The organism is Klebsiella sp. BIGb0138, assembly GCF_004342285.1.
Lineage (GTDB): Bacteria > Pseudomonadota > Gammaproteobacteria > Enterobacterales > Enterobacteriaceae > Klebsiella.
The window spans coordinates 68,078-79,609 of record NZ_SMCV01000002.1; the positions used below are offsets into that span (position 1 = coordinate 68,078).

Consider the following 11,532-nt stretch of genomic DNA (forward strand, 5'->3'; position numbering starts at 1 on the left):
TGCGGCTAAAGCGCATTCTGCTTACGCAGGCTAATTTTCTGAACAATGTCACGATAGGTTTTTTCATCCAGCGAATAGCACGCGACAAATATCGCGCTAATCGCAAACATCGCGCCCGGGAATAAGGTCATCAGAATATTAATCCCGTTAATTGCGCCGGCGGTAATGTTCCCCGCATCATAATGGTAGTAGTCCAGCAGCCAGCCTGCACAGCCGCCGCCAATGGCCATCGCGATTTTGGTAATAAAATTAAAGAAGCCATAGATAGCCCCTTCCGTACGTACCCCGTGGTGCCATTCGGCATATTCTACGGTATCGGCAATCATCGTCCACATGGCCACAAACCCCATCCCCAGAGTAATACTGTAGAGACACACCCCGGTCATAATTAGCCACAGATTATGGCCCGCGACAAAATACTGCATCAGCACGCCCAGCACGCCTATCAGTAAGGCCACCAGGGCCATTTTCTTTTTCCCCATCAGGGCAATCGCTTTTTCTGAAACCACCGTTCCGACAATATAAGCCGCAGACTGAATCATAAAGAACGTTGCGGTATAGCCTTCATGACCAATGATGTATTTAATAAAATAGATAGCAATCGCCATCCACACGGTGTAGGCAATATAGAAAAATACGGTAAATAGCGACAGATTAAGCAGCGGGGCATTACCCATCACCGCCCGCAGCATTTCACGCAGCGTCGGAGCGGCCATCTCCTCCTCTTCGCCCACCCGCTCTGTCGTCATCCCGAAGCAGGCGAGGAACAGAAAGGTCGCCAGCAGCGCAAAACAGGAGACGGCGAAGACGTAGCCTGCCTGCTTATCAGTAAACGGTGAAATCAGTATGTCGGCAGTGGTTGAGACAATTAAATAGCCGACAATAGCCAGCACAAACCGATATACCGACAGCGATGAACGGGAAGCTTCGTGCTGGGTCAGGCGATTGGTCAGCGCCGAATAAGGGGTATTCACTGCCGTATATGCCAGGCAATACAGCGTATAAGAGATCAGCGCAAAATAAAATTTTGCCTCACCGCCTACCGGCACAAAACACAAGACGGTTAACAAGCCTAATGGTAGCGAACCATAGAATAACCAGGGACGCAACTTGCCATATCGGCTGTGGGTTTTATCAATAGCAAAGCCGATCGCAATATTAAAGACCGCATCAATAACCCGGGCTATAACAAATATCAGGCTAGCCTGTACCGCACTGATACCGTAAATATTGGTATAAAAAAAGAGTAAAAACAGAGAGACAAAGCCGAAAGATAAATTTGAGGCAAAGTCACCAAAGCCATAACCTATTTTCTCTTTGACGCCGATAACCACATAGCTTGCCGATAGTTTTCCTGCTGTATCCATTTTTGGCGACCTGTTTTGTAATCAGTGGCGACAGTATATGGCGTTAGCGGAAACCGCACTTTGCGTTATTTGTCCGGGCGTTTCCTGTTTTTTGTCTTTATGCAGAAGTGTGAAAAGAATCACATGTAAGGAAGGTAGCGCAGAGAAATCCGGCGGGAACCCCGCCGGATTTAATAAGATTAGCCGTTGCTACGGCTGCCGCCCGAACGGCGGTTGTTGCTGTTCCCCACCTGGGAATGGCGTTTCACCGCACGGCGAATCTGATTCGCCTTCATCCGGCGGCGATCTTTCTCTACCGCGACCTTAGAGGTAGTTTCCGCAGGCAGTTCAACCAGCTCACGCAGGTAGTTGGTTTGCGCCAGATCCAGCTCGGTATAGCCGCCGCGAGGCAGGCCTTTCGGCAACGGAATATCGCCGTAGCGGACGCGGATCAGGCGGCTGACCTGAACGCCGACCGCTTCCCACAGGCGACGGACTTCACGGTTGCGCCCTTCGGTCAGCGTCACGTTGTACCACTGGTTAATCCCTTCACCACCGGCAAATTTAATGGTTTTGAACGCCGCCGGGCCATCTTCCAGCTGCACGCCGCGTGACAGCTGACGCAGTTTGTCATCATCCACCTGGCCGAACACGCGCACGGCGTATTCACGCTCAACTTCACGGCTCGGGTGCATCAGACGGTTAGCCAGTTCACCATCGGTGGTAAACAGCAGCAGGCCACAGGTGTTGACGTCCAGACGCCCCACCGCAATCCAGCGCGCGCCGCGCAGTTTCGGCAAACGGTCAAACACCGTCGGGCGGCCTTCCGGATCGTTACGGGTACAGAGCTCGCCTTCCGGCTTGTAGTACGCCAGCACGCGGCAAATCTGCTCGGCAGACTCTTTCACCGAAATCAGATGACCATCGATACGAATTTTTAAACCAGCCACGATCTCTACGCGATCGCCGAGGGTGGCGATTTTACCATCGACGCTGACGCGACCAGCTTCGATTTTAGCTTCAATTTCACGGCGGGAGCCGTGGCCGGCGCGAGCCAGCACTTTCTGTAATTTCTCGCTCATTGAGCTTCCTTAAGGTGTCGCCTTCCCAGGCGTCTGGTATGCATTCAAAAACAACGAGTTAGCTTGAACTTAAACTTAACTCACTGATCTGTAACTATTTCATGGTACACAGTATGGCAAACAACGTGTCACACAAGCTGTCACACACTATGATTCGTGGGCGCACATACTACACGAATTTTAGACTAAATGATTCAACTAGTTTTGTACGTCTGAGTCTCGGTACTGACAGTCAAAAACAAGCTGGAGTGATCATAAATCAGATCCGCCCGTATATCCCTCTCGTGCAGAACGGGACTATGGATATTGAGGAATTTAAGAGAAAGATACAGGGCTACCGCACCGCCACTAAACAGGGCTTTGCTCACTACCTGCGACGTGCCCTTGAAAGCGATGTCGAGGTGATACAAAGCGCGGCTAAAATTGTCACACCACATGATGACAATCATGATGGCTATGTCGATTCGGGGCCGGCGGGCTGGGTAACGAGATTTTGAGCAGTACTCAACAGCCGGAAATTGGCACTGGCCTACAGAGTGGTTTCGTGGTGGTGCTGATTGCCATCCTGCTGGATCGGCTGTCGGCAAGCTTTGCAGGACGCGACGCCCCCCTTGCGCCAGAAAGACGATGCTTCATGGGCTGTTTCGACTCAGTGCGAAATAGCGCGGCGGGGGGGGTTATCCTGCATCAGGAATGGGGACCCCGACAGCCAGGGTCGCGATGCTGCCGGGGAATACGGAGTCCGTTACTGGAACGGTTTAACGTCGCCGACGCCTTCACGCAGCACGACCGGCGCGTCTTCGGTCAGGTCGATAACGGTGGTGGGCTGCTGGCCCAGATAGCCGCCGTGGATAATCAAATCCACCAGCTTCTCCAGCCGGTCCTTGATCTCTTCCGGGTCGGATTCAGTGAATTCGCTGCCGGGCAGCATCAGCGATGTCGACAGCATCGGTTCGCCGAGGGTCTCCAGCAGCGCCTGCGCGATCGGATTCGACGGCACGCGCATGCCGATGGTTTTCCGCTTTTCCTGCAGCAGGCGGCGCGGCACCTCTTTGGTCCCCTTGAGGATAAAGGTGTAGTTCCCCGGCGTGTTGTTTTTAATCAGCCGGAACGCCACGTTATCGACAAACGCATAGGTCGACAGCTCGGACAGATCCCGGCACATCAGCGTGAAGTTGTGGCCATCTGGCAGCTGACGAATGCGGCAAATACGCTCCATAGCGCCTTTATCTTCGATTTTGCATCCCAGCGCGTAACCGGAATCGGTGGGATAAACGATCACCCCCCCCTTACGCACAATCTCCACCGCCTGGTTAATCAACCGCGCCTGTGGGTTGTCCGGATGGATATAAAAAAACTGGCTCATACTTCCCTCTCAATTTTATTCTGCGGCCGTTTCCCAGCTGTGCCAGATCCCTTCAACGCCGGCGGGTAGCCAGAGTTTGCGGCCCAGTTCGATCCACGGGCAAGGCTGATGAAAATCAGAACCTTGTGAACCGAGAAGACCAAACTGTACGGCGTACGAGGCAAGCTGCGTACGCTCATGCGGGGCCTGCTGGCACTGTGCCAGCTCCATCGCATCGCCACCCTGCTCGCTAAAGTGGGCCAACAGCCGTTTCAACCACTTGGCGGAGAGGTCGTAACGCCCGGGATGGGCGATAACCGCTTTGCCGCCAGAATGATGAATGACATCAATCGCTTGTTTTATTGTACACCACTGTGGTGGAACGTAACCGGTTTTCCCGCGGGCGAGATATTTTTTAAAAACGTCGGCGATATTACCGGCATGACCGGCTTCGACCAGAAAGCGGGCAAAATGTCCGCGCGTCACCGCCCCGCCGTCAGCAAGCTTCATTGCCCCTTCCCAGGCGCCGGGGATCCGCGCCTTCTCTAAACGCTCGGCGATCATCTGCGCCCGCAGCTGACGCCGCGCCTTCTGCTCCTCCAGCAGGCTGGTCATCGCCGGGTGCGCAATATCAATATTCAAGCCGACAATATGAATCTCATGGTTTTCCCACAGAGTGGAAATTTCCACCCCGCTCACCAGAGTAAGGGGTAACTCCGCGCGGGCAATTTCCGCGCGGGCGGCGGGGATCGCGGCGACGGTGTCGTGGTCGGTAATCGCCAGCGTCCCGACCCGCATCTGGTGAGCGCGATGAACAAGTTCTTGCGGAGTCAGTCGCCCATCAGAGGCGGTGGTGTGGCTGTGCAGATCGTAAATCACTGCATAATTAGTGTCGCTCAAGGTGACTCCTGCTGGACATGGACTTAAATTAGCGCATTATCATAACGACTCGCGGAGAAAATCTGCAAACAGGGGTTGACTTTATTCCTCTGGACTAGTTAACTAGTACGCAAGTTCACATGAAGGGGTATCACGATGAAAACGCAAGTTATCACTCTGCACGGCTGGTGGCGCACCTCCTGATATCGGGCGGCGTGATCGCGTTTTGCACTCAGCATACAGATACCCGGCCCGCCAATGAGCGGGCTTTTTATTGGACAAAATATTATACCGAAAGGCGAGAACAATAATGCAAACATCAAAACCGGCACTCGAGCTTCTCACCAGCGACGCCATCTACCGTGAAAACCCGACGGCATTGTTCCACCAGCTGTGCGGCGCCCGCCCGGCCACGCTGCTGCTGGAATCAGCGGATATCGACAGTAAAGATGATTTAAAAAGCCTGCTGCTGGTGGACAGCGCGCTGCGCATCACCGCCCTGGGTGACACTGTCACTATCCAGGCGCAGTCCGCCAACGGCGCGGCGCTGCTGGATTTACTCGATAACACCCTGCCCGTGGGCATCGAAAACCAGCGTCAGCCAAACAGTCGGGTGATGAAATTTCCGCCGATCAGCGCCCTGCTGGATGAAGACGCGCGCTTATGCTCGCTATCCGTCTTCGACGCCTTCCGTTTGTTGCAGGAGCTGGTGATCGTTCCGCCGGACGAGCGCGAAGCGATGTTCTTCGGCGGCCTGTTTGCCTATGACCTGGTGGCCGGTTTCGAAAACCTGCCCGAGCTGGAGAGCGACACCGCCTGCCCGGACTACTGTTTCTACCTGGCCGAAACCCTGCTGGTTATCGACCACCAGACTAAAAATACCCGTATCCAGTCGAGTCTGTTCACCCCGCTGGAGAGTGAAAAACAGCGTCTGACCCAGCGTATCGCCCAGCTTCGCCAGCAGCTCAACGAGCCGCCAGCGCCGCTGCCGGTCACCAAAGTCGAAGCGATGACCTGCGACTGCGATCAGAGTGATGAAGAGTACGGCGCCGTGGTGCGTAAAATGCAGCGCGCCATCCGCGCCGGCGAGATTTTTCAGGTTGTGCCTTCACGTCGCTTTTCTCTGCCCTGCCCATCGGCGCTGGCAGCCTACGACGTGCTGAAAAAGAGCAACCCGAGCCCGTATATGTTCTTTATGCAGGATAACGACTTCTCGCTGTTCGGCGCATCGCCGGAAAGCTCGCTGAAATATGACGCCGTCAGCCGCCAGATTGAGATCTACCCGATTGCCGGCACCCGCCCGCGCGGCCGCCGTGCCGACGGGTCGCTGGATCGCGATCTCGACAGCCGCATCGAACTGGAAATGCGTACCGATCACAAAGAGCTTTCCGAGCATTTGATGCTGGTTGACCTCGCTCGTAACGACCTCGCGCGCATCTGTACGCCGGGCAGCCGCTACGTCGCCGACCTGACCAAAGTCGACCGTTACTCCTTCGTGATGCACCTGGTGTCGCGTGTGGTCGGTGAACTGCGCAGCGATCTCGACGTCCTGCATGCCTATCGCGCCTGTATGAACATGGGCACCCTTAGCGGCGCGCCGAAGGTCCGGGCAATGCAGCTTATCGCCGCCGCCGAAGGCAAGCGTCGCGGCAGCTACGGCGGCGCGGTGGGCTATTTTACCGCCCACGGCGACCTTGATACCTGCATCGTGATTCGCTCCGCCTATGTGCAGGATGGCATCGCCACCGTCCAGGCCGGCGCCGGTATCGTTCTGGATTCAGTGCCTCAGTCCGAAGCGGATGAAACCCGCAATAAAGCTCGCGCGGTGCTGCGCGCAATCGCCCAGGCCCACCACGCTAAGGAGACTTTCTGATGGCCGACATTCTGCTGCTCGATAATATCGATTCTTTTACCTATAACCTGGCAGACCAGCTGCGCGCGAACGGCCATAACGTGGTGATTTACCGTAACTCGGTGCCGGCGCAGACCTTAATTGAGCGTATCGGCACCATGGACAACCCGGTGCTGATGCTCTCCCCGGGCCCGGGTACCCCCAGCGAAGCGGGCTGTATGCCGGAGCTGCTGACCCGAATGCGCGGCAAGCTGCCGATCATCGGCATCTGCCTCGGTCACCAGGCGATCGTGGAAGCCTACGGCGGCTACGTCGGCCAGGCCGGCGAAATCCTGCACGGTAAAGCCTCCAGCATCGAACATGACGGTCAGGCGATGTTTGCCGGCCTGCCCAACCCGCTGCCGGTGGCGCGTTATCACTCGTTGGTCGGCAGCAATATTCCGGCCGGGCTGACAATTAACGCCAACTTTAACGGGATGGTCATGGCGGTGCGTCATGATGCCGATCGCGTCTGCGGCTTCCAGTTCCACCCGGAGTCGATTCTCACCACCCAGGGCGCACGTCTGCTGGAACAGACCCTGGCATGGGCGCTGCAAAAGCTCGAACAGACCAACGTCATCCAGCCGATTCTCGAAAAGCTGTACCAGGCGCAAACCCTGAGCCAGCAGGAAAGCCATCAGCTGTTCTCTGCGGTGGTGCGCGGGGAAGTCAAGCCGGAGCAACTGGCGGCCGCGCTGGTGAGCATGAAGGTGCGCGGTGAACAGCCGCAGGAGATTGCCGGCGCCGCCACCGCCCTGCTGGAAAATGCCGCCCCGTTCCCGCGTCCTGACTACCTGTTCGCCGATATCGTCGGTACCGGCGGCGACGGCAGCAACAGTATCAATATCTCCACCGCCAGCGCCTTTGTCGCCGCGGCCTGCGGTCTGAAGGTGGCGAAGCACGGCAACCGTAGCGTGTCGAGCAAATCAGGCTCTTCCGACCTGCTGGCGGCGTTTGGCATCAATCTGGATATGCCAGCCGATAGGTCCCGCGCCGCGCTCGATGAGCTGGGCGTCTGCTTCCTGTTTGCGCCGAAGTATCACACCGGTTTCCGCCATGCGATGCCGGTCCGTCAGCAGTTGAAGACCCGTACCCTGTTCAACGTGCTGGGGCCGTTAATCAACCCGGCGCATCCGCCGCTGGCATTGATTGGCGTCTACAGCCCGGAGCTGGTCCTGCCGATCGCCGAAACCCTGCGCGTGCTGGGCTACCAGCGCGCGGCGGTGGTTCACAGCGGCGGGATGGATGAAGTGTCGCTGCATGCGCCGACGGTGGTCGCCGAACTGAATAACGGCGAAATCAAGAGTTATCAACTGACGGCAACCGATTTTGGCCTGACGCCTTACCATCAGGAGCAGCTGGCTGGCGGTACGCCGGAAGAAAACCGTGACATTCTGACACGCTTGCTACAAGGTAAAGGTGAAGCCGCTCATGAAGCCGCAGTCGCCGCCAATGTGGCCATGTTGATGCGTTTGTACGGGCACGAAGACCTGAAGGCCAACGCACAGCAGGTCATCGACGTGCTGCACAGCGGAGCGGCCTATGACAGAGTGACCGCATTAGCGGCAAGAGGGTAAATAATGCAGACCGTTTTAGCAAAAATCGTTGCCGACAAAGCGATTTGGGTAGAAGCCCGCAAACAACAGCAACCGTTAGCCAGTTTTCAGAACGACGTCGTCCCGACCCAGCGTAATTTTTACGATGCTCTCGCCGGGACGCGCACCGCGTTTATTCTGGAGTGCAAGAAGGCCTCGCCGTCGAAAGGGTTGATTCGTCAGGATTTTGACCCGGCGGCTATCGCCGGCGTCTATAAAAATTACGCCTCGGCCATCTCCGTCCTGTGCGACGAGAAATATTTCCAGGGCAGCTTCGACTTTCTGCCGATCGTCAGCGCCATCGCGCCGCAGCCGATTCTGTGCAAGGATTTCACCATCGATCCTTACCAGATCTACCTGGCGCGCTACTACCAGGCCGACGCCTGCCTGCTGATGCTGTCGGTGCTTAACGACGACCAGTATCGCCAGCTGGCCGCCGTGGCCCATAGCCTGAACATGGGCGTGCTGACCGAGGTCAGCAACGAAGAGGAGCTGGAGCGCGCCATCGCGCTGAAAGCCAAAGTGGTCGGCATCAACAACCGCGACCTGCGCGATATGTCGATTGATCTGAACCGCACCCGCCAGCTGGCGCCGCGCCTGGATCATGATGTGACGGTTATCAGCGAATCCGGTATTCATACTTATGCCGAAGTGCGCGAACTCAGCCATTTTGCCAACGGTTTCCTGATCGGTTCCGCCTTGATGGAGCAGGCGGATCTCGATGCCGCCGTGAAGCGCGTGCTGCTTGGCGAGAATAAAGTCTGCGGCCTGACCCGCCCGCAGGATGCGCAGATCGCCTGTGAGTCCGGGGCGATTTATGGCGGGCTGATCTTTGTGCCGTCCTCCCCACGCGTCGTCAACGAGCCCCAGGCGAAGGAGATTATTCAGGCCGCCGGGCTGCGCTACGTGGGCGTGTTCCGCGATGCGCCGATCGACGAGGTGGTTGCCCGGGCGCAAAACCTGCGGCTGGCCGCCGTGCAACTGCATGGTAACGAAGATCAGGCTTATATCGACGCCCTGCGCGCGGCCCTCGCGGAGTCGGTGCAGATCTGGAAAGCCCTCAGCGTCAGCGACACGCTGCCGCCGCGCAACCTCCACCATGTCGATAAATACCTTTTCGATAATGGCCAGGGCGGCAGCGGGCAACGTTTCGACTGGACGCTGCTGCAAGGCCAGGACCTGCGGAACGTCATTCTGGCGGGCGGACTCGGCGCCGATAACTGTGTAGACGCCGCCAAAAGCGGCTGTGCCGGACTCGATTTCAATTCAGGCGTAGAGTCGCAGCCGGGTATTAAAGATGCCAGCAAACTGGCCGCGGTATTTCAAACCCTGCGCGCATATTAAGGAGTAATAATGAGCACTTTACTGAACCCCTATTTTGGCGAATTTGGCGGGATGTACGTCCCACAGATTCTGATGCCTGCCCTGCGCCAGCTGGAAGAAGCTTTCGTTAGCGCGCAGAAAGATCCTGAGTTTCAGGCTGAATTTAGCGGCCTGCTGAAAAACTACGCCGGTCGCCCCACGGCATTGACCAAATGCCGTAACCTGACCGAAGGCACCCGCACCACGCTGTACCTGAAGCGTGAAGATCTGCTGCACGGCGGCGCACATAAAACCAACCAGGTGTTGGGCCAGGCGCTGCTTGCCAAACGGATGGGTAAAACCGAAATTATTGCCGAAACCGGCGCCGGCCAGCACGGCGTGGCTTCCGCGCTCGCCAGCGCCCTGCTCGGCCTGAAGTGCCGCATCTATATGGGGGCAAAAGACGTCGAACGTCAGTCGCCAAACGTCTTCCGTATGCGTTTAATGGGCGCGGAAGTGATCCCGGTCCACAGCGGTTCCGCCACGCTGAAAGATGCCTGTAACGAGGCGCTGCGCGACTGGTCCGGCAGCTACGAGACCGCGCACTACATGCTCGGTACCGCAGCGGGCCCGCACCCGTTCCCGACCATCGTGCGTGAATTCCAGCGGATGATTGGCGAAGAGACCAAAGCGCAGATTCTGGAAAAAGAAGGACGCCTGCCAGATGCGGTTATCGCCTGCGTCGGCGGCGGCTCTAACGCTATCGGCATGTTTGCCGATTTTATCGATGAAACCAGCGTCGGCCTGATCGGCGTGGAGCCGGCGGGTCACGGGATTGAAACCGGTGAGCACGGCGCGCCGCTGAAGCATGGTCGCGTCGGCATCTACTTCGGGATGAAGTCGCCGATGATGCAAACCGCAGACGGCCAGATTGAAGAGTCCTACTCCATTTCCGCCGGTCTGGATTTCCCGTCCGTTGGCCCGCAGCACGCTTTCCTCAACAGCACCGGCCGCGCCGATTACGTGTCGATTACCGATAACGAAGCGCTGGAGGCCTTCAAAGCGCTCTCCCGCCATGAAGGGATTATTCCGGCGCTGGAGTCCTCCCATGCTCTGGCTCACGCGCTGAAAATGATGCGTGAAAACCCGGAAAAAGAGCAGCTGCTGGTGGTTAACCTGTCCGGTCGCGGCGATAAAGACATCTTCACCGTACACGATATTCTGAAAGCGCGAGGGGAAATCTGATGGAACGTTATGAGACGCTATTTGCACAACTGAAAACCCGCCGGGAAGGCGCGTTTGTTCCCTTCGTCACCCTCGGCGATCCGAACCCTGAACTGTCGCTGAAGATCATCGATACGCTGATTGAAGCCGGCGCCGACGCCCTGGAACTGGGGATCCCCTTCTCCGACCCGCTGGCGGATGGCCCGACGATTCAGGGCGCGACCCTGCGCGCCTTTGCCGCGGGCGTTAACCCGGCGCAATGTTTTGAAATGCTGGCGGCGATTCGCCACAAACACCCGACTATCCCGATTGGCCTGCTGATGTACGCCAACCTGGTATTCAGCCCGGGTATCGACGAATTCTATGCCCAGTGCGAACGCGTGGGCGTCGATTCGGTGCTGGTCGCCGATGTCCCGATCGAAGAGTCCGCGCCGTTCCGCCAGGCGGCGTTGCGCCACAACATCGCGCCGATCTTCATCTGCCCGCCGAACGCCGATGATGACCTGCTGCGCCAGATTGCCTCCTGGGGCCGCGGCTATACCTACCTGCTGTCGCGCGCCGGCGTTACCGGAGCAGAAAACCGCGCCGCGCTGCCGCTGCACCACCTGGTGCAAAAGCTGGCAGAGTACAACGCCGCCCCGCCGCTGCAGGGTTTTGGCATCTCCGCGCCGGAGCAGGTGACCGCCGCGCTTGAAGCCGGGGCCGCCGGGGCGATTTCCGGTTCGGCGATCGTGAAAATCATCGAGCGCAACGTTAACGATCCGCAGACCATGCTGGCCGAGCTCAAAGCATTCGTGCAGAGCCTGAAGGCGGCGACGCGCTAATCGAACGCGACATAAAGTAACGAGGTAACGGCTTTAACCGCGAA

Annotated in this window: 10 protein-coding genes and 1 other annotated feature; of the genes, 6 read left to right on the forward strand and 4 right to left on the reverse strand. The window is 57.5% G+C overall.

All coding sequences use genetic code 11. The annotated features are described in order from the left end of the window. Positions 1–5: 5 nt before the first annotated feature. Both EDF73_RS04740 and rluB read right to left on the reverse strand, forming a co-directional pair. Positions 6–1,367: an MFS transporter gene (locus EDF73_RS04740; RefSeq protein WP_132726470.1), complete on the reverse strand. Its 1,362-nt coding sequence runs from the start codon at positions 1,365–1,367 to the stop codon at positions 6–8. Between the two features lie 179 nt (positions 1,368–1,546). Next, on the reverse strand, positions 1,547–2,428 hold the full coding sequence (rluB, locus tag EDF73_RS04745; protein ID WP_132726473.1) for a 23S rRNA pseudouridine(2605) synthase RluB: 882 nt from the start codon (positions 2,426–2,428) through the stop codon (positions 1,547–1,549). A gap of 299 nt (positions 2,429–2,727) precedes the next feature. Here rluB and EDF73_RS27410 point away from each other — a divergent pair, with 299 nt between their 5' ends. Continuing rightward, positions 2,728–2,925: a hypothetical protein gene (locus EDF73_RS27410; protein WP_165905647.1), complete on the forward strand. Its 198-nt coding sequence runs from the start codon at positions 2,728–2,730 to the stop codon at positions 2,923–2,925. Positions 2,926–3,173: 248 nt separating this feature from the next. Here the strand turns inward: EDF73_RS27410 and EDF73_RS04755 are convergent, their stop codons facing one another. Together EDF73_RS04755 and EDF73_RS04760 are read right to left on the reverse strand one after the other, a co-directional pair. Further along, complete coding sequence (locus EDF73_RS04755; protein ID WP_032695873.1) at positions 3,174–3,794, reverse strand: L-threonylcarbamoyladenylate synthase; 621 nt, start codon at positions 3,792–3,794, stop codon at positions 3,174–3,176. Between the two features lie 15 nt (positions 3,795–3,809). Continuing rightward, the gene (locus EDF73_RS04760; RefSeq protein ID WP_132726476.1) at positions 3,810–4,673 is read right to left on the reverse strand and encodes a PHP domain-containing protein; all 864 of its coding nucleotides are present in this window, start codon (positions 4,671–4,673) and stop codon (positions 3,810–3,812) included. 159 nt (positions 4,674–4,832) lie between these two features. After that, positions 4,833–4,928, forward strand: a sequence feature (Trp leader region). 34 nt (positions 4,929–4,962) lie between these two features. Here EDF73_RS04760 and EDF73_RS04770 point away from each other — a divergent pair. Genes EDF73_RS04770 through trpA form a run of 5 tightly spaced genes read left to right on the forward strand, consistent with a single transcriptional unit; the run spans position 4,963 to position 11,488 of the window. Beyond that, a complete protein-coding gene (locus EDF73_RS04770) occupies positions 4,963–6,525 on the forward strand; it encodes an anthranilate synthase component 1 (RefSeq protein ID WP_132726478.1) in 1,563 nt (520 codons plus the stop codon). Beyond that, a complete protein-coding gene (gene trpD / locus EDF73_RS04775) occupies positions 6,525–8,120 on the forward strand; it encodes a bifunctional anthranilate synthase glutamate amidotransferase component TrpG/anthranilate phosphoribosyltransferase TrpD (RefSeq protein WP_132726481.1) in 1,596 nt (531 codons plus the stop codon). The genes EDF73_RS04770 and trpD overlap by 1 nt, the downstream gene beginning before the upstream one ends. A gap of 3 nt (positions 8,121–8,123) precedes the next feature. Then, entirely contained in the window at positions 8,124–9,482 is a 1,359-nt protein-coding gene (gene trpCF, locus EDF73_RS04780; RefSeq protein WP_132726483.1) for a bifunctional indole-3-glycerol-phosphate synthase TrpC/phosphoribosylanthranilate isomerase TrpF, read from the forward strand. A gap of 9 nt (positions 9,483–9,491) precedes the next feature. Further along, positions 9,492–10,685: a tryptophan synthase subunit beta gene (gene trpB, locus EDF73_RS04785; protein WP_132726486.1), complete on the forward strand. Its 1,194-nt coding sequence runs from the start codon at positions 9,492–9,494 to the stop codon at positions 10,683–10,685. After that, complete coding sequence (trpA, locus tag EDF73_RS04790; protein ID WP_132726488.1) at positions 10,685–11,488, forward strand: tryptophan synthase subunit alpha; 804 nt, start codon at positions 10,685–10,687, stop codon at positions 11,486–11,488. The genes trpB and trpA overlap by 1 nt, the downstream gene beginning before the upstream one ends. The last annotated feature ends 44 nt before the right edge of the window (positions 11,489–11,532 follow it).